The organism is Nitrospira sp., from assembly GCA_037045225.1.
Lineage (GTDB): Bacteria > Nitrospirota > Nitrospiria > Nitrospirales > Nitrospiraceae > Nitrospira_A.
Genome location: JBAOHZ010000009.1, coordinates 732,273 through 751,322 on the forward strand (window position 1 = coordinate 732,273; position 19,050 = coordinate 751,322).

Annotated in this window: 21 protein-coding genes; 8 read left to right on the plus strand and 13 right to left on the minus strand. The window is 57.7% G+C overall.

The window, feature by feature from the left end; all coding sequences use genetic code 11:
- A complete protein-coding gene (locus V9G17_04270) occupies window positions 1–786 on the minus strand; it encodes an efflux RND transporter periplasmic adaptor subunit (GenBank protein ID MEI2751794.1) in 786 nt (261 codons plus the stop codon).
- Window positions 764–2,257 carry a TolC family protein gene (locus tag V9G17_04275; protein MEI2751795.1) on the minus strand — a complete coding sequence of 498 codons (1,494 nt, stop codon included), beginning with the start codon at window positions 2,255–2,257 and terminating at the stop codon, window positions 764–766. The genes V9G17_04270 and V9G17_04275 overlap by 23 nt, the downstream gene beginning before the upstream one ends.
- 553 nt (window positions 2,258–2,810) lie before the next feature.
- On the opposite strand from V9G17_04275, the gene V9G17_04280 reads away from it, so the two are divergent.
- Both V9G17_04280 and V9G17_04285 read left to right on the plus strand, forming a co-directional pair.
- Window positions 2,811–2,993, plus strand: coding sequence for an RCC1 domain-containing protein (locus tag V9G17_04280; protein MEI2751796.1), 183 nt, complete (start codon window positions 2,811–2,813; stop codon window positions 2,991–2,993).
- A gap of 126 nt (window positions 2,994–3,119) precedes the next feature.
- Complete coding sequence (locus tag V9G17_04285) at window positions 3,120–3,572, plus strand: hypothetical protein (GenBank protein ID MEI2751797.1); 453 nt, start codon at window positions 3,120–3,122, stop codon at window positions 3,570–3,572.
- 119 nt (window positions 3,573–3,691) lie between these two features.
- Here V9G17_04285 and V9G17_04290 read toward each other — a convergent pair whose 3' ends face one another.
- From V9G17_04290 to V9G17_04340, 11 genes are all read right to left on the minus strand, one after another.
- Window positions 3,692–3,943, minus strand: coding sequence for a hypothetical protein (locus tag V9G17_04290; GenBank protein MEI2751798.1), 252 nt, complete (start codon window positions 3,941–3,943; stop codon window positions 3,692–3,694).
- 11 nt (window positions 3,944–3,954) lie between these two features.
- Entirely contained in the window at window positions 3,955–4,503 is a 549-nt protein-coding gene (gene lexA, locus V9G17_04295; GenBank protein MEI2751799.1) for a transcriptional repressor LexA, read from the minus strand.
- Between the two features lie 888 nt (window positions 4,504–5,391).
- Entirely contained in the window at window positions 5,392–6,486 is a 1,095-nt protein-coding gene (locus V9G17_04300) for an ABC transporter ATP-binding protein (protein MEI2751800.1), read from the minus strand.
- On the minus strand, window positions 6,471–7,145 hold the full coding sequence (modB, locus tag V9G17_04305; GenBank protein ID MEI2751801.1) for a molybdate ABC transporter permease subunit: 675 nt from the start codon (window positions 7,143–7,145) through the stop codon (window positions 6,471–6,473). The genes V9G17_04300 and modB overlap by 16 nt, the downstream gene beginning before the upstream one ends.
- Window positions 7,146–7,223: 78 nt before the next feature.
- Window positions 7,224–7,352 (minus strand): TOBE domain-containing protein, encoded by a 129-nt coding sequence (locus V9G17_04310; GenBank protein ID MEI2751802.1) that lies wholly within the window; start codon window positions 7,350–7,352, stop codon window positions 7,224–7,226.
- A gap of 70 nt (window positions 7,353–7,422) precedes the next feature.
- Entirely contained in the window at window positions 7,423–7,818 is a 396-nt protein-coding gene (locus tag V9G17_04315) for a hypothetical protein (protein ID MEI2751803.1), read from the minus strand.
- Complete coding sequence (modA, locus tag V9G17_04320) at window positions 7,796–8,554, minus strand: molybdate ABC transporter substrate-binding protein (protein ID MEI2751804.1); 759 nt, start codon at window positions 8,552–8,554, stop codon at window positions 7,796–7,798. Before modA (V9G17_04320) ends, V9G17_04315 begins: the two co-directional genes overlap by 23 nt.
- A gap of 12 nt (window positions 8,555–8,566) precedes the next feature.
- Window positions 8,567–10,261 (minus strand): porin, encoded by a 1,695-nt coding sequence (locus tag V9G17_04325; GenBank protein ID MEI2751805.1) that lies wholly within the window; start codon window positions 10,259–10,261, stop codon window positions 8,567–8,569.
- 66 nt (window positions 10,262–10,327) lie between these two features.
- A complete protein-coding gene (locus V9G17_04330; protein MEI2751806.1) occupies window positions 10,328–10,966 on the minus strand; it encodes a hypothetical protein in 639 nt (212 codons plus the stop codon).
- Between the two features lie 118 nt (window positions 10,967–11,084).
- Window positions 11,085–11,915, minus strand: coding sequence for a molybdate ABC transporter substrate-binding protein (gene modA / locus V9G17_04335; GenBank protein ID MEI2751807.1), 831 nt, complete (start codon window positions 11,913–11,915; stop codon window positions 11,085–11,087).
- Window positions 11,916–11,962: 47 nt separating this feature from the next.
- Window positions 11,963–13,156 (minus strand): substrate-binding domain-containing protein, encoded by a 1,194-nt coding sequence (locus V9G17_04340; protein MEI2751808.1) that lies wholly within the window; start codon window positions 13,154–13,156, stop codon window positions 11,963–11,965.
- A 226-nt stretch (window positions 13,157–13,382) separates the two neighbouring features.
- Between V9G17_04340 and V9G17_04345 the strand changes: the two genes are divergently transcribed.
- The 6 genes from V9G17_04345 to cysT all read left to right on the plus strand — a co-directional run bounded on the left by V9G17_04345 (window position 13,383) and on the right by cysT (window position 19,041).
- Entirely contained in the window at window positions 13,383–15,023 is a 1,641-nt protein-coding gene (locus V9G17_04345; protein ID MEI2751809.1) for a hypothetical protein, read from the plus strand.
- Window positions 15,024–15,059: 36 nt separating this feature from the next.
- Window positions 15,060–15,884, plus strand: a complete 825-nt coding sequence (gene modA / locus V9G17_04350; protein ID MEI2751810.1) for a molybdate ABC transporter substrate-binding protein — start codon at window positions 15,060–15,062, stop codon at window positions 15,882–15,884.
- A 47-nt stretch (window positions 15,885–15,931) separates the two neighbouring features.
- On the plus strand, window positions 15,932–16,612 hold the full coding sequence (locus tag V9G17_04355) for a hypothetical protein (protein ID MEI2751811.1): 681 nt from the start codon (window positions 15,932–15,934) through the stop codon (window positions 16,610–16,612).
- A 29-nt stretch (window positions 16,613–16,641) separates the two neighbouring features.
- A complete protein-coding gene (locus tag V9G17_04360) occupies window positions 16,642–16,869 on the plus strand; it encodes a hypothetical protein (protein ID MEI2751812.1) in 228 nt (75 codons plus the stop codon).
- Between the two features lie 230 nt (window positions 16,870–17,099).
- A complete protein-coding gene (locus V9G17_04365; GenBank protein MEI2751813.1) occupies window positions 17,100–18,128 on the plus strand; it encodes a sulfate ABC transporter substrate-binding protein in 1,029 nt (342 codons plus the stop codon).
- Window positions 18,129–18,204: 76 nt separating this feature from the next.
- Window positions 18,205–19,041, plus strand: a complete 837-nt coding sequence (cysT, locus tag V9G17_04370) for a sulfate ABC transporter permease subunit CysT (GenBank protein MEI2751814.1) — start codon at window positions 18,205–18,207, stop codon at window positions 19,039–19,041.
- Window positions 19,042–19,050: the final 9 nt, after the last annotated feature.

Genomic DNA, 19,050 nt, shown 5'->3' on the forward strand with positions numbered 1-19,050 from the left:
TTACGGTGGCCCCGATGAAAAGTGTGCGGTGCCGCTCATTCCGGCGAGCACATCCGCGGGAAGCGAGCCGAACGCGCCGATGACCTTGATCGTCTGGCTGGCCGGATCCACATTCGCCCCGATCTCTTTCACTCTCGCCGTGTACTCCCGACGCGTTTCATCGATGGTAAAGGTAAACGGTGACTTTCGTTTCAACCATCCCAAGGTAGAGGACGGCAACACCAACTCGATTTCAAGGCTGCTGTCATCCAGGAGACTGAGTAGTTTGTCGTTGGGGAAGACGTTTTCATACTCATTGACCAGCACCGCCACCACACGGCCTGAAAACGGCGCCGCGATATGACAACTCCGCACATTCAGCTCCGCCAGACGAATGGACGCCGCGGCTTTCTTCATCTCGGCCTCGGAGATTTCCAGCTCCAGCGTACTCACGGCATTCAGTACGGTGAGTTCCTTATTGTTCCGGAACGTCTTGTCTTTTGCTTCATGTTCGGCCAAGGCCCCCGCCAATTCTGCACGATACTTCTCGCAGTCGATTTCGACCATGGCGGCCCCCTTCTCGAACCGTTGCCCTTCCTTCACCGGAATCTGACCGATCCGGCCTTGAATTTGGGAATAGAGCACGGCCTGCGTGCGGGCTTTCACGATGCCGCGCAACGCGCCATTCACGCCTCGTAGTACCGGGGTCGATCGTTCCTCCTTCGGCCAACTCACCTGCGGCCCAAGCAACACCATCCACAGGATCGTCACTCCTAAAACCCCGTTAATCGGCCAGCGGTACTGCATGGGATTCCGGTCTCCTTCCTGGATCAGCCACCGTACTCGCAGCGGGCGCCCATTGTTTCCTCAGTTCGTCGGCGAGGTAGGTGACACTCTGCCCGTCGATGCCGTTCGGTGCAGCATCCTCGCCCAGCGACGCCATCAAGGTGGCGTATGCGGACTCGACGCCGGACTGTGCGCTATCCATGCGCACCTCAGCCAACACATCGTTCACGCGTTCACGAATGAATGTCAGGTCATTGGTACTCTTCGTGAGCCACAGATTCTTCGTATGATCGGTGATCGCCAATTGCGTCTCGTGGTAGTTTTTTGCATTGAGATATTCCTGACTCGCATGCGCAAACTGCAGCGCACCGACATGGACCTCGGTCAGAATAGTCATGGTCAGCGCCATACTCTGGGCATCCAACACCTGACGATGTATCTCCACGGCCTTCAGTTTGGCCGGCATACGAAAAGCCGAGAGCAGATTCCAACTCACCTGAGACGCATACCCAAGCCAGTTTTGATAGAGAAAGAAGCTGTTGCTGCTGTAATAGCCTCCGAGGCTGAGCTTCAAATTCGGAAAGAGCTCCAGAAACACGGCCCGCGCTTCTTTGGCATTGATGCGTTTTTGATAGTCGATGGAGCGGAGCTCGGCGCGAAAGGTCAGGGCCTGCTCCTCCATCCGCGCGGTATCCAACTGGACCGCCGGCAAGGTGCTCGCCCGCTGAGGCACGGCCAGTTCATACTCAGTCCCCGGAGGTAATCCCATCATCGACGCGAGCTGAACCCGTGCCGTACTGAGCTCACGATAGAGACGCTGGACTTCGCGCTGAATGTTCAGCAGGTCGCGGCGGTAGTTGAGCGGCGTCAGCGGCGTCTGCAGCTTCTTGTCGACGATCTGCTGCGCGCGCTCCAACGCCTTGTTGACGGACTCATCGAGAAACTTCACCCGGTAGAGCACCCGTTCCGCGCTGACCGCCCTCCAGTAGGCGCTCCGGACATCCTGGACAAGGCGAACGGCAATGCGACGCCGCTCTTCCTCCGCAATCATCACGTTATCCGCCGCCTGCTGAGCGCGCACGAATGACAACCCGAAATCCAACACATCCCAACTCAGCGCGAGATTCCCCGACACCACGTTCTTGTCCGACGAAGTAAATGGTTCCAGTACGGGGCGACCGTCGATCAGCGATTGTGCGCTGCCGCCGCTATACGAATTGCGGCCGTCGAACCCGGCGTTCGCCGACAGCTGCGGCAGCAACGTGTAATGGGCTACATTCAACTGTTGATGCGCCAATTGAGCCTGCATCGCCTTGACCTTCGCATCGAGATTGTATTTCAACGCTCGCGCGATGGCGTCATAGAGATCAATCGGCCCGGTCAGCGGCTCCTGGAGACTGGACACAGTTTCAAGATCATTGGCAACACGGGTTCGTACATCCTCCTCAGTAAGGACATAGGGTTTGACCATACACCCCGAGACCATCACCATGGCCCCCACCATCCTAAATATTCGTAGGACTACTCGTGTCATCATGCAGCCCGGAGTCGTGTGCACCTGGTGCACTGCAGATAAAGGCTCCCGTTCAGGAGTCCCTGTTCCTGTATGACTATCGGTCTCATTGAGCAGAAACTTGACGCAACGGATCGGAGCAGAGCACCGGCAGAAATCACCGATTGCTCACCTGCGGGGAGCGGTATCAGCAGAATCCTACAGCCATCTGTTTTTCAAGATGGCGCACGGCACAAGTTGCCCATCGGCATCTCGACAGGCTGCCCGTTCGACCGGCCAGAACCCACAGTCATTGAGACACATATGTCCATGAAACAGCTGCTTGCGAGACGCATGGTGTCGCCTCGGCTCCAACACGGGGAAATTGCTTACGGACCGGCCATCGACGACAAGATAGCATTGTTTCAGCAGGCTCCTCACACATATGCCTGCTGCATGCCGGTGGACAGATTCAATGCTGCGGGCGCAATGACAGCGGCCAACTTGGTGATGGCACACTGACGAACCAGGCACTCCCCAGGATGTTATTGGCATGATGATGCCAGCCACAGGGATCGCCACCGAAAAACGACACACCTGCGCCGTGACGATGCAAGGGGGACTTACATGTTGGGGCAGCAATCATGACGGTCGCCTTGAAGACGGGACGACGGACGACCAGGTCACACCCAACACGGTGGCAGGACTGACCAGCGGGATGCGCGATCAGTGGTAACCGGCGAACAGCAATATCTATGACCAGCTAGGAAAGGAACGTTGATCACTTGGATCGTTGAGACGTACGCGGCATCCGAACGCGACTCCATTTCAGATGTCTTTACAAATGAACCAGGAGAGGCTGATGAAGAAGTGCTGGATCGGAATATTCTTATTCGTCACGGGCTGCGCAGGCATCCACGGGGCACCGCCGGAAGAACGTACGGCGCTCTACATCCTGGAAACAGCACAGGCATTCAGAACCGTGCATGCTAACGGTGTCGCTGAACAAGCGACGCGAGCCGGTATCACCCCCAAGGAGGATTGGGGAAAAGACGATCACGCGATCATGCTGCCGATCCAATTCATCAAAGCAGCGGGATCAGAAATTCATGATTTCGCACTGCGCCTGATCGGCCAGGCACTCATTTATCGACTCAACTTTTCCCAAACCCCGGCAGAGGCCGAAGCGCTCAGGAAACTCAAGGCCAACTCCCAAGAAAAGCTGGTGGCCTCATGGGAGCCATGGTCGTTCGAGTCAACCAATAAGCGGTTCAGCCGCAACACCCCGCCTCAAACTGACGCCGCTGATACGTGAGAACCAAGCACCGGATACAGACCTCCCGCACAAGCTTTGTCGTCTCATCGCAGACAGGCGTTCGCCGTAACACCAGCTGCCCACAATCCGCGCAGCATCCGGCCGTCACGGCCTCGATGTCAGAAGAGATAGAGATCATGGCGTTCAATCCTCCTGTTCTCTCGAATCGGATGAGACGTGGTGACGACCGGCTTCATTCCGCCCAGCAACGTTCGCAGCCGCGAAGCGCCAGACCACGATTGAGTCGTCATCCCCTTGGTAGACTTCAGCTCTCGCTGTAATTCCCCGATACGCCCATTCAGTCGGACAATCATCCGCTCTAGTTCATCGACACGTTCAACCATGGCGAGCTGCTGATGAGTCATCATCATTCCCTCCTCGATTACGACTGTTCACAATGACGAATCACGCCGACAAGCACACCTTCGATGGCAAACTCGTCCTCAGGTGACACAACTATCGGGTTCATCGCCGCGTTGGCAGGATGCAGTTCGATATGCATCGCACGCTTGAAATAGGTCTTGATGGTCGCCTCCCGGTTCACGAGGGCCACAACCGTCTGACCGTTTTGTGCCGTCGCCTGCTTACGAACGACAACCAGGTCGCCCGGGAGAATTCCATCATCGATCATCGACTCCCCTTTCACACGAAGCGCAAAGGTCTCACCGCTCCGCACCATGCCGGACGGAACCTCGACCCATTCAGATTGCGTCACCGGCTCAAGCGGCAGACCTGCGGCAACTACTCCTACCATCGGAATCTGAGTCCTCTTGGCCAGCTGCGTGATGGCAACTTGAACGGCACCACTGATCCGACGCATGCCGGACTCATACCGAGCCACCGACACTCGCGTCGTCTGGAGCGCCGTTGCCAACTGCTCTTGCGTAAGGCCTAATTGTTCACGAATGTGATAAAACTCGCTTGGCGTCATGATGTAACCAATGGTTACATATATCGTACCCCCTGTCAAGCGATGCCCGTCATCTTTCTTGACTATTCTGACAGCCTCTTCCAGCGTGGCGTTTGAGTCCTGAACGCCAAAATTTCTCCGGAAACGAAAAACTTCTGTGCATAAGTCAAGAGCCATGTGGACACTCGAAAGAAATAAAGCACCTATCCACAGATCATCGCTGAAGCGATTTGGATTCCAGAGAAATATGAATGCTAATACATACACATAGGATGCCGCCCCCCATATATTGTGGTCAAGAAGGGCACGCTTCTCTATGCCCAATAAATAGGCAACGTGGTGTGAGGCATGAATTAACGGGTCTATTCGCCGTCAGCCGGATGACTATCAACAGAGATATCCACAGAATTTGGGGAGAGGATTTTTTCTCGAAATATGCATTTTCATGATTGAAACCTCTGATCCATTCCCATAGAATCGCGCCGCGACTCCCTCTGACTCCTGCACACATTCCACGCTCCCGAAAGAGCACGGGCACAGGCAACTTCTTCCTTATTTTTTTTGACTAGAATCCTTCTTCCTAAGGGACCTTCGGCCCCCTCCGACTGCCTTCCAAGGTTCAGCCACAGAGCTGGGCTCTGCCTCCGCAGCTTAATCGAGGCCTTAGGCAAACCATCGGCACCGCTGCTTTGTGGGAACACTTTGATTTGACGAGAATTGCGGGGAAGAACAACCTAGAAAAGCCACTCATAGGAGAGTTGGCTAGGATGGGCCCCTCAATCCCGTGGAGGGATTGAGGACCGCATTGGGGGAAGAGGTCTGGCAGACATCACGGCCCGACGCCAAGAAAACCGTAGTACGTCGGTGGGCGTGCCCCGTCGCCCCGGCGACCGGTCGTATCGTCGATTGTTAGTCGCTCTGCCTCGATACCAGGTGGACCGAGCCTGCCTTAATCGCAGCCACCACGGGAACGCCGGATGACAACCCGAACTCCTCAACGGTCGAACGAGTGACCATGGCGACCAGCGGAAAGCCGCAATCGATCGTCACTTGCGCCAAGGCCCCAAGGACCGTGGCCGAGACAACCGTCCCGGCCAGATGATTCCGCGCGCTGCTTGTGGCGGTTGGCTTCCGCTCTAGCACCACATCCTCCGACCGGATACACACGAAGACTTCAGGACCTGCGTATTCACCTTCCACGGCCGTCAACGTGGTACCGTTCACACTCACCCGCACCATACCATCCGAAGTGCCGACCACCCGCCCTTTCACGACGGTTTCAACCCCCACGACACGCGCAACCTCCGCGTTGTGAGGCCGGCTGAATACGTCGATCGGCGCCCCCACCTGCAGGACATTCCCCGCGCTGATGACCGCCATCACGTCGCCCAGCGTGAGGGCTTCGGTCCAATCGTGCGTGACAATGATCGACGGCAACGCAAGCTGTTTCAGCAGACCCCGTAGTTCATCACGCACATGTACCCGAGTCGGGGCATCCAGCGCAGAGAGCGGTTCGTCCAACAACAGCAACAGCGGTCGAGGCGCCACCGCGCGCGCAAGGGCCACCCGTTGTTGTTGTCCACCGGACAGTTCGCGCGGCTTCGCGGTCTCCAGCCCACGCAGCTGGAACAGCTCTACCATCTCATCCACACGCTTCTTGCGATCCTGCGCGGAAAGATGGCTGAGGCCGTACCCAATGTTTCCAGCCACCGTGTAGGTCGGAAAGAGCGAGTAGTCCTGCGCCATGTAGCCGATGTGACGATCCTGCGGCGCCACCCTGATCCCTGAGGCGGTATCCAGCCACGTGCGCGAGACAAATTGAATGGTGCCCTCTTCCGGCCATTCCAGCCCGGCCACCGATCGAAGGATCGTCGTTTTCCCGGAACCTGACGGGCCGAAGAGAATTAAAACGGTCGAGGCCTCGACCGGATACCGGATCTGCGCCCTGATCGGCGCACGTCCGGGGAAGGTCTTGACGAGTTGAATATCTATTTCCGCGGCCATGCTGCCCACACGTTCCGATTGACCGCATACACGAGGAGCAAGATGACATACGACACGACCAAGAGAAAGAGCGCCGTTTTCGCCGCTCCGGCATAATTGAGCGCCTGCACCTCATCGTAAATATCGATCGACACGGTGCGTGTCTCACCCTCCAAATTGCCGCCGACCATCAGTACTACCCCGAACTCTCCCATCGTATGGGCGAAGCTAAGCACCGCACCGGTCAGCAATCCGGCTTTAGACAACGGCACGATCAGTTTGAAAAACGTGCCGAGCTTCGACACGCCCAGCGTCCAGGAAGCCTCGATCAGGCGACGATCCACCTGCTCGAACGCCGCGGCAAACGGCTGCACTGCAAACGGGAGGCTATAGAGAATGGAGGCGAGCAGGAGGCCTTCGAAGGTAAACGGCAGTGGATGTCCGACGAGTTCATTGTAAAACCGTCCGAACGGGCTGTGTGGTCCGATGGCGACGAGAATATAGAATCCCAGCACAGTCGGCGGCAGCACCAAAGGCAGTGCCACCACTGACTCCACGAGAAATTTCCACCGGCGGCGTGAAAAACTCACCCAATAGGCGATCGGGAGGCCGACGATCATGAGAACCAGCGCCGTGGCAGCGGCCAGCTTGAAGGTCACCCAAATCGCGATCCAGTTCATACACTCGTCCACGACCGATATCGTTGTACCGGATCTGCTCCTGCCGGATGCTACCGCAGAATGAGGCTCGACAGAAGATTATTTTCCGACGATGACGTCGGTCGCCTTCACCGCAACCGTGACAGCATCACCGACCTTGATGCCCATATTTTTGACGGAGCCTTCGGTAATCGCCGACACAAATTCCAAGCTCCCGACCTTCAGCATGACTTCGGCTATGGCCTGACCTCGGTAAGGCGAACCACCGGTCCTTCAAATTGATGTCTCGCACTGAGTTTCATGGATTCCTCCGTGGTTCTGACTGAGACTGGTCAGCTGCTTCGTGTTCTCTCTCACTCCCCTTGCACTCAAATCGAATCCCCCACCGCCGGCCCCTCTCTTCGTCCTCCGTGCCTTCGATCGTGCCCATTCCCGCGCTGGTGTAGCCCCTGACCTCGCCTTCACGAACCAACCGGGACCCGGCCTTGCACTTGGCCTCTATCGCCGCCAGCGCCTGCCGTCGATACGGCGACCCCATCGGCCCGCCGCGGTCTTGCTTGAAGATATACGTCACGACCCCCCCCTGGTCCGATTCCTGGCTCATCAGCACGGCCTCGGAACAACCGGCGGCAAAGAGGAACGTCAGCGCACAGAAGGCCAAGGCCCCGCGGCTACTTCGGCAGCGTAAATCCATATCGAGTCATCATCTCCTGCCCCTGCGGGCCTTGCATGAAGGTAAGAAATTGTCTCGCGGTATCTTGATGCTTGGACTGCTTCACAATGACCGCGCCTTGTTCCAACGGTGGATGAGCTTCGTCCGGAATCTGCCAATAGGTGCCGGCGCTCTTCATCGCCGGAGCCAACGCCAAGGAGAGGGCGATGATGCCCACATCGCAGGCACCTGACTCAATAAACTGCGCTGCTTGCGAAATGTTCTCCCCCAGCACCAGGCGATCCTTCACATCCGCATACACCTGTGCATGCTCCATCGCGGCGACCGCCGCGCGCCCGTATGGCGCATGTTTGGGATTGGCAATGGCAATTTTCTTGATTGTGGGTTCGCGGAGAACCGTGAGCCCCTTCGACACATCAAGCGGTGAACTCTTCGGCGCCCAGAGCACGACACGACCGACCGCATACCGATACAAGGAGCCCGGCACGGTCAGCCCCGCTTCCTCCAGCTTCCTGGGATAGCCGATGTCCGCTGAAAAATACAGGTCGAAGGGGGCGCCCTGCTGGAGCTGGGCAAAAAAGTTTCCCGACGACCCCAACGAGAGTTTCACATGGTGACCGGTCTGCTTCTCGAATGCACCGATGAGTTCTTTGATGGCGAAATTCAAATCGGAGGCCGCTGCGACGGCGATGTCTTCAGCCCGCACTGGACTGGTCGCACAGAATATCAGCAGACAGGCAGCAATGAGCCGTTTCATATTCGAGACTCCTTAGAAAAAGATTTGATACTGCACCCGGATGGCATTTTCGATCAAGGTACCACCCACGGTGTCGAGCGGAACGATCCCGGACCCCGGCGGCAGGGGCGCACTGCGGCCGATCGCGTAGCCCCCGGTTCCGAACTGCGTATTGCTATAGGTCACCATGATTTGATGATCGTACGTCCCGTTCAAGAACCAATTGAGCGACACATCCGCCTGCTTGATCAAGTCATTGGCGGAGGCGGTATCAGGATCCCAATAGGCATACCGCGCCGAAAGCTCCACGGTCCGCGGGATGAGATAGTATCCGCTTTGCACGTACCAACCCATGGCATTGCCGAAATTATTCGGCGCGGTCTCCGTACAGGCGGTATTCATACAAGGCAACCCCTTGTTGTGCCGGATCACGTTCTTGAAATAAAACTCTCCCTGCAACGAGAATCCACGATACTTGAAGACCCCATCGGCGGCCCATGTGGAATAGTCCACGATCCCGAGGCCGAGCTGGCGTCCGTTACCGAAAGCCGCCAGCTGCCGCCGGATGTTCAAGTTGGCGAGGTCCAATCCGACGAAGGCGTTATCGGAACTCGTATTGATCCCGGGGTTGTAGGAGTATCCGCCGCCGATGGCGAACTGCGGTGTTTCAGAATAGGCGAGGTCTCCTTCTCCATACCCCGGGCGCCCCAGAATGTTCCAGTTCAATCGTGCGACATACATGAGCCGGTCCACATCGAGACGCGTGTTCGCGTTCAAATTGCGTTGATTGACGGGGCATCCGGCCGGCGTGGGGAACGGATTGCCGCTCGTCTGCCCGCCGGGGCAATCGACGGTGGCCTGTTCCGACGTAAAGGAGCCCAGCCGGTTGAAGCTCGGCCCGGCGCCGTTGAACACGCCGATGTAGTAGTTGACGGGAAACAACTCTTCATCGTTCATGATCGTGATACCGATATCACGACGGTCCAGACCACTCGCCGTGAAGGCATCCTGCACGAGCGCACGTTCGGCGAATTGCATTGAGGCGGTCGAGTTGATTTGCGAGCGGTTGAAATACACTTTGTATTGGCCGAATTGCACGTTCGCCCAAGGCAAACGGGTGTAGGAAAAATTGACATCGAAGAGCGACAAGGACCCGGGAGACTGCGCGTTTTCAGCCGTCTCCGCCCGCATCTGGATGTAGTATTTAAAATCCGGATCGAACAAATGACCCATGAAATAAAACCGCAGCCGTCTCACGTTGAAGGATGACGCGCTGTTCTCCGAACGATTGGCCCGGTAGTCGCCGAATACGCCCAGCAATTCAGGGAAATTTTTGGCTTCGCCGGGATTGCGCCAGGCATCGTTGCGGAACCGTTGCGTAAATCGCAGCTGACTGCGAAAGCGGATCTTCAGGAAGAACGCGTTGTCGTTCATCGAGAGGTTGAATCCCCGGTCGTACCACCCGCGAAAACTCGGCGACAGCAACTGGGTGCGTTCCTCCGACTCTTTCATCACCTGGTCGTACTCTCCCTGAGTGATCATGCCGCTCTTGACGGATCGTTCGAGCAGGAGTTTCAGGGACGGATCCATGCTTTCAACGAAGACATACTTGCCGTCTTTCTCCACCAATTTCCCTGAGTCCGCCGCCTGTGCGAGTGTCACAGAACTGAGCCCCACAAGCAGCGCGGCGATCATCAATGCGCGCACACCTCTCCTGTATGTACTCATGATCAACTCCATGATGTCTTGTTGAAATCGACGTACGGATCGGCCGGTTCAACGGCCTCTCGGCCGTCAACGCGGCGCCGTGCCGGCCTCTCCGGATTTCAGGAACTGCCGATACGCCACGGCTCGAGCCTTTGCCTCATCGGTGCTCCAGAAGCGTCCTGGCTCGAAGTAGAGGATGTAGTCCTTCGGTGTGGGCGGCGGGAGGGGATAGTTGGAGTCGTAATTGTCGAACTTGCGTACGGGGATTTGCGTGTGAAAATATTCGATCGTGATATAGAGGTAGGGATCACGGACGGCCATCCATCCGGCAATCGTATCTCGGCCATACTCCGGGTTGAACCCGGGGCTACGGAGTTCGAAATGCGTTCGCTCGTTCGGGCCGACTTGCTGCAGACCCTGCTCGAGGTGTGGCGCCAGGGCCTGGAGTTCGTCTTCTCGAAACAGAGGTTTGGGCGGCAATTCCTCCGCGAACCAGCGCAACGGCAGGCGCTGCTGCTCACGGATCGAAAAGCCCCGCAGCAAACTGGCGATCTCACCGCTGGTCAATTGCACTGGGTGCGTATACGACGTGGGTTCGACTTCTCGCTGCACCTTCACCACGACCCGCTGATCCTCATGCACCGTGCGTGTCACATAAGGAAGCCTGGCACAGCCGCCCAGGGTCAGGCCGACTGCCCACCCGGCGACGCAGGTCCAGAGGACCATGTGCCTCCACAGAGCCTGTCTCGTTATGCGTCCCATCTGCCTCTCCTCATGGATGCCTATACGCGATGATGAATATATCAATGATGCCCTCACACTTCTGAATGACAGGCGGCCTGGGCTATGGACGCCGATCCGAAGGCACGCCATACCCGGCCTCCCGCACGATGGCTTGCGCCTCCTCGCTGCGCAGATATCCCAAAAACTCTTCACAGAGACTTCGATTGGGGCAGTACCGTTCCATGGCCATCGAATGCACGGTTTGGGCATATCCTTTTTCCAGCCTCGCCACGACCCGAACCCGCTCCTGCGCCTTCACCGCCTCATGCCCGAAAAGAATGCCTGCATCGGCCTGCCCGCTCAACACATGGTCAAGGACGCCACGGGAATCAGTCGCCACGTCGAGACGCCTCTTGAAGGATGCCTCGAGCCCCATCGCGCGCAGCATGGCACCGGTCTGCGCTCCCAAGCGGGTGTGTGACGGGTCGGCCACTGCGAGGCGACCGCTTCCTCGGCTCAAGGCTTCCAGCGATTCAGCCGCGTCGACCAATGACTCCGGCACGATCAAGACCAATTGCTCCACCGCATAGGATTGTTTCGTCCCCGGCAGCACATAGTATTTTTGCTCCAGCCTGGTCAGCACCTCGTCACCGCCGGGCGCCACAATATGAATGGGGCCGCTGCCGATGAAATACTGGCCGACCATACTGTTTTCCATGCCCGCAATCGTTCGCCTCAAATCCAGCCCGCTATCCACATAGAGCTTCATGCGGACGTCAGGATGGGTCCGTTCAAATCCGGCACCGAGGCGATCAACGACACCCTTCACGCTGTGCGAGCCGGCAATCACGAATACTTCCTGCCCGGCGCGTGCAGACCCTTCGCACAGGAGCAGACTTACGCACACGAGAGTCAGGAGCCTCACCATGATCACTCTATTTCGAACTGTCATGTCACTCCGCTCCGTTGGTGCCTGTCACACTACCGACGAGAACCGTTTCAATGCCCGCGTAGATCACGCACGGTTCCCGTCTCGCTCATGTCGTAGCCGCCAAGGGCATCGATTTCTGATCGAAAGGACCGACTGACCAGAACATTCAAAAATGCTTCAATGCCCGGATGGTCCTTGAGGTGCGCTTTCGGTACCACAAAATCGTAGCGCGCCCGCTGAAGAGGAAGAAATCCGAGCCCGAAGAGATTGGCCGCCGCCCGCACTCCAACCGCCGCATCCGCATGACCTTCCGCAATGGTGCGAGCGACCTGAAAATGGGAGCGCCCGATCTGGTCATACCCGAGAATCGTCCCTGGGGCGATGCCGGCGGAAGCCAACTGTTGATCGAGCAACAGGCGCGCACCCGCCCCCGCTTCCCGATTGATCAGACTGATGTCGGCGCGAACGAGATCCTCGACTCCACGAATCGATTTCGGATTGCCCGGGGCGACCAACAGCCCTTCCTCCCAGACTGCAAAGGTAATGATCAAGTACTCGTTGCCCTTGAGATGCCGACGCAGATAGGGAAGATTCGACTCTCCTGATTGTGCGTCCACGACGTGCACACCCGCCACGTGCACCTCACCCCGCTTCAGCGCGTCGATCGCGGCAGCGCTCCCGAGTGTCCATCCCACCACAGTGCAATCTTCCTTTTGCCGTCGAAGATAGTCGCCTGCCAGAAACACCGACGGGTCGCAACCAGCCACGGCAATTTCCTGCTCAATCACACGGCGGTTACGCAGAAGTCGAACCTGAACGTGGCGGGATGAATGCTGAGACCGTTGCGATGAGTGAGCGTTCGGCAGCGCAAATCCGTCCGCAGGTACGGCGTAATTCATCACCTCCCCCAACTCGGCAACCGGTCGAACGATGAATCGCGCACCCACTCGGGCCACCTTGACACGCGTAGGACTCTGGAGCACGTGCAGCGGAGCCGCAGCGGTGAACCATTCGCCCTCGACAATCTCTTCCTGAGGGAGCAGCCGGAAGAGATCTTCCACGCGACAGCCCAGGGCCTGCGCAAGCCGGAGTGCGACGGCAGTGGTCGGAAGATATTGATTGGTTTCGATGGCATGGACGGCTTGCCGGGTAATACCGGCCTGGGCCGCAAGTTCGACACGGGAGAGACCCTTGGCCTGCCTGAGCTGACTCAGTAAATTTTCTACAAGCTGGGAATCGTCAGCAGAAACGTGTTTCGTCATGGCGGACCGGACAATGACAGTATGCATTACCATTGTCAAGTATTCTGTCGAATGGCAAGAAAGATCTGTTTTGCGAAGTTTCTTATTATCCAATTGTTGACAAACTTACATAACTTGATGTATTTAATTCCTCACCGGAATACAGATGTTTAATAAAAAGCATACGCATTAATATTTTGTAAGGCATCAACAGTTTCGAATATAGCCAACTCGGAGGTTAGGTCAGATGAGAGCCAACACGTTTTTGGGGATTGCCCTGGTGGCCGGCAGCTTGATCGCTGGAACCTTCACCTCCGTGCAAGCGGTCGAGGAAGGGCAGCTGGTTAAGAAGGATGGGAAGTGGGAATACTATTCAGGCGAAGACCCAGGCCTTAAATACCTATTCTTAAAAGGCATCATCAACCAGGAAGAATACGACAAGGGACTCAAGGTCCTCGAAAAGCGCGACCAGATCGCGAAGCCGAATTACACCATCGACGTCAATAATGGACTGAACTTTCGCGTCGGCGACAAATTCTTCCTGAAGCTCCGACTGCTCACCCAGGTTCGGTACAGCCACAGTGCCTACAATGAAGGATGGGGCACCGTCGGCGATTCGAGAAATCCCGAGATCCTCGGCGGCCAGGTGGAATACCGCGCCATCAGGAGGCAAAGCGATTCCAACCAATTTAGCGTGCCGCGTGCCCGCCTCCAGTTTCTGGGCTACGCCTTCGACCCGGACTTTCGCTACAACATCTCCTGGGCTTTCGACCAGACAACCTCGAATCAGGAAGGCGGGAGCGGAAGGGCCGGACTGCTCGACGCCTATATCTCCTCCTGGCATATCCCCTGGTTGACCATTCAGGCCGGTCAACAGCGCGTCTGGTTCAATCGCGCGACCATCAGCTCGATGGCCACTTCAACTTTCGCCGACAACTTGATCGTGCAAAATGCCTTTGCCGCCAACCAGCAGAATAGCCGTGATATCGGCGTCAGCATTTCGAGCGACGAGGACCAGTACAAATTCAACTACGCATTCGGCCTCTGGGGAGGGGTCGGCGCGAATCTCGCCAGGGAAGGGACGTCCGTCAGTCAAAATGTGCTCCCCCAGACCGGAACACCCGGAGCCCCGGGGGCAGCAACGACCCGAACGTATAACTATGACACGCGCTTCATGACCGGTGAGATGATGTATACCGCTCGGTTGCTGTACAAGATCGCCGGCAATCCTGGATACGGCCAGGGAGACATCCTGAATTCGCGCACCCTTCAATCGGCCATCGCCTTCGGCTACGCCTATAACCCGGCGCAGAACTATCTCAGTTCAATCCGTTCCGACATTGTCGAGCGAGCCTACCGGCAGGCCGTCACCAAGGCATACAACGGCCGCTTGCTCGCCGGCGGAATCTGGGACTTCCAAACTTATGAAGTGGACTTCATCGCCAAGTATCAAGGCTGGTCGTTTCAGGCCGAAGGCTACTACCGGCACCAGAGACTGCGTAATGCCAACAGCGGCACCAGCCCCTTCGACCTCAACACCGTCCCATCAGCTCAATTCCTGGGCCCGGCCGTGAATCTCGGCCAAGCCTATGGATGGTACGCGCAGGTGGGTAAATACATCATTCCACGAAAGCTCGAAGTGGCCGTACGATATGGATTCATGGATCCCTCAACGCAGCAGGTTGATGATCTGGTGAAGGAGTTCGGCGCCGCGATCAATTACAGCTTCGACGGCACCTACAACAACCGGCTCGTCGTCGATTATTCCAACATCACCCTGGGGAGCGGCGGCCGCGCCCCGGACCGGTTCCCGTTCGAGAGCCAGGCGGGATTCGGACGAGACCTCATCGAGAATCGCATCAATGTCCAATATCAGTTCTTTTTCTAGGCAACCTGACCCTGCGACCGTCACGGGAGGACGATCATGACACGACGCAACACATTCTTCGGCATCTGGCTCCTCTTCAGTATGCTGATCGGCATCACCGGAGTGGTGCCGCCGGCCCATGCTCAACCGGAAGCATTGACCATTGCCGCCGCCAATAGCTTGAAAGACGCGCTCAGGAAAGTGCTGCCACGATTTGAGGCCGAGCACCCTGGAATCAACGTGCGGGTGATCTACGGCCCCTCACAAAGCCTTCGCAAACAGATCGAAGAGGGCGCGCCGGTCGACATTTTCCTGCCGTCGCTCTTTGATGAAATCGATCAGCTCGAAACGAAAGGGCTAATCATTCAAGGCACCAAACGCGCCTTCGCCGGCACGTCGCTGGTCCTGATCACCGGGGTCGCGCTTCCCGCTCCAGTCGGGACGATTCATGACCTCGAAACCGTCCCTGTCCGGCGCATTGCGATCGGCGACCCCAAAACCTCGTCGGTGGGGAAAGTCGCCGCGCAGTTTTTGAAGTACAGCAAACTCGAACCCAAACTGAAGTCGCAATACGTCTTCGGTGAACACTCGCGCGCGGTCCTCGATCTCGTGGCCAAGGGCGAAGCCGAAGTCGGCGTCGTGTATCGCACCGATGCCGCCTCTAACGACAAGGTCCGCATACTGGATACGGCCCCGGTGGAATCCCACACGCCGGTCCGCTACGGCGTCGCCGCTGTATGGACGGCGAAAAACGTCTCCGGCGCAGGCGACTTCATTGAGTTCTTGCTCGCGCCCCAGACCCAGGCGCTCTTTCAGGAATATGGATTCGATCGTGTCACAGAAGACGCTGGTCTCGTTCAGCGGCAGGAGGTGAAACAATGAACGGTATCCGAAGCACAGTACCGCACACGCACCCTTTATCGAGACGGGTGTTACTCACTCTGATCGGACTGACCTTGGTCGCCGGTTGCGCCAGCAGGCCTGCGACACCACCCAAGACCGTGTATCAATCGGGATTGAGTCAAGTGCGTGTGGAACAGGACCCTGATGCGACAACCAACGCGCATCCCGCAACACTGACGGCGACCGAGGTCGGGACTTTACTTCGAGGAGTGCGCGCATGGGAGCGGCGAAACTTCCTGCATCGGTTGTTTGTCGGGGAAGCCGACCGCACCAGGGCATTCCGGAACGAGGAGATTACCGTGTTGGCGCCGCCGCTCGCGAAGGCGCTGGCACAGGCCGGTCCCACCGAACGGGCGTACTTCCACCTGAGCCATGCCACGGACCAGGGAGACGAAGAAACGACGACCGGCTGGATTTCCATCAGAGGGCCCGTTCTGCACCTCACCATCAGCGGCGTGCATGACCGGCACAGCCCCGGTCCGGACATCAGCAAATACGACCGGCAGCTGCCGAATATCCCCGAGGCCTCAGCCGCGCACGATGTGACGTTCGAGCCGGAGGAGTTTCTGGTCCAGGTGAGTTCAGGCGTACGCCTCTTCTCCCCTGATCAGCGAGAAGAGCTGCAGATTCGCTATCGAGAAGCGTTGTCGTCCATGCCGGTGCAACCCGGGCTGGAACGCGGAAGCGAAAGAAGTTCGCAGCCCTAGGGCGATCTGCGAGAGAGCAAGGAGATCCCATGTCGATCCTGGTCGTCGGCGGCGATTCGGTCAGTGCCATCACAGAACGGGCCTACGCCGGCGGCCATGGATGCGTCGAACATTGGAGCGGACGCAAGACCAGGGATTTAACGAGGTCGATTCCCAAAGATACGGAGGCCGTGGTGCTGGATCGAGTCAACCACTGGAGCCGAGCCTGTACAGGCAGGCACGAGGATAATCGGTCCGCTCTCTATCGCAATATTTAGAGCTGTGCCCCTGAACGAACAGAATGGAGAAGAGAAGGGAACTCACATGACACCATTCCATACGCCGATCATCTCAGCCCGATACCGTTTCTACGCACGCATGTGCGCGCCGCAGCCCTGTTGACCTTCGATCGACCGCACTGATCCGAACAGCGTGCCCGTGAAGAACCGTGAAGCAGGTCGCCGACCTGCCGAATCGCTATACGTGTGCCTTTATCAAGGAGAGCATCATGACTTTCACGCATATCGTCAGCGCCCTTGCGATCGTACTCGGGTTGACCACCGTCACAGCCGCGCAGGCTGCTGAGTCGCCATCACTCTTGAACGTGTCCTACGACCCGACCCGCGAGTTGTACCAGGAATATAACGCCGCCTTCATCAAACATTGGAAGGAAAAGACCGGCCAGACCGTCGCCATCAAACAGTCACATGGCGGTTCAAGCAAACAGGCACGAGCGGTCATCGACGGCCTCGGCGCAGACGTGGTAACGCTCGCGCTCGCACAGGATATCGACGCCATCTCCCACCGGGCCGGTTTGCTCCCGGAAAACTGGCAGACTCGCCTCCCCCACAACAGCGCACCGTATACCTCAACCATCATCTTCCTCGTGCGTAAAGGCAACCCGAAGGGCATCAAGGATTGGAGCGACCTGGTGCAGCCGGGCGTGGCGGTCATCACACCCAATCCGAAAACCTCCGGCGTCGCACGCTGGAACTACCTGGCGGCCTGGGGCTATGCCCTGAAACAAGCGGGCGGAGACGACACCAAAGCGCGGGACTTCATCACCCGTCTTTACACGAACGTGCCGGTGCTCGACTCAGGCGCGCGGGGCGCCACAACCACTTTCGTGGAGCGTGGCATCGGCGATGTGCTGATCAATTGGGAAAATGAAATCCTCCTGGGCGGCGAAGAATTGGGCAAGAACAAATTCGATATCATCGTGCCCCCGGCCAGTATTCTCGCGGAGCCCACGGTCAGCCTGGTGGACAAGGTCGTCGACAAGAAGGGCACGAGAGCAGTGGCGCAAGCCTACCTGGAATATCTCTACTCCGACGCGGGGCAGGATATCGCGGCCAGACACTACTATCGCCCTCAATCCGCCACAGTGGCGGCCAAATATGCCGGTCAGTTTCCGAAGCTGACGCTGTTCACCATCAATGAAGTGTCCGGCAGCTGGAATGTCGCCAACAAGGTCCACTTCGTGGACGGCGGCGTGTTCGACCAGGTCTATCAAGAGATTTCACGCACCAGAAAGTGAACGCCCTTGTGTCGGCCCGGCCGGTGATCTGCGGTCACCGGCCGAACCGGCACACATGGCAACTCAAGGAGCCATCATGTCGATCTTGTTGAAACAACCGACGGTGTTACCGGGCTTCGGACTCACACTCGGGTTTACCCTGTTCTATCTCAGCCTGATCGTGTTGATTCCGTTAGCCGGTCTGTTCGTGAAGGCGTCTGCGCTGACAGGGGACCAATTCTGGCAGGCCGTCGCGGACCCGCGGACGGTGGCCTCTTACCAATTGACATTCGGGCTGTCCTTCGTGGCAGCCCTCATCAATGCCGTCTTCGGCATCATCATCGCCTGGGTCCTCGTGCGCTATTCATTCCCGGGCAGGAAATTCGTGGATGCGCTGGTCGATCTTCCCTTCGCGCTCCCGACTGCCGTGGCCGGCATCGCCCTGACCGCCGTGTTCTCCGTCAACGGATGGATCGGCCAATATCTGGAGCCGCTGGGGATCAAGGTCGCATTCACACCGCTGGGCGTGCTGGTCGCCCTGACCTTTATCGGCCTCCCCTTCGTGGTGCGAACCGTCCAGCCGGTCATCCAGGATCTCGAAAAAGAAATCGAAGAGGCGGCCGCCAGCCTCGGCGCGACCCGTTGGAAAACCATTACCAAGGTGATCTTTCCTGAGGTGTTTCCCGCGCTGTTGACCGGTTTCACCTCCGCCTTCGCCAGGGCGCTGGGAGAGTATGGGTCCGTCGTCTTCATATCCGGCAACATGCCGATGCGGACGGAAATCACGCCGTTGATCATCATCACGAAACTGGAACAGTACGACTATGCCGGAGCGGCAGCCATCGCGGTCGTCATGCTGGTGGCCTCATTTATTCTGCTCCTGATCATCAACGGGCTGCAGTGGTGGAGTGGCAGACGGCAAGTGGCAGTGTAATCGAACAGG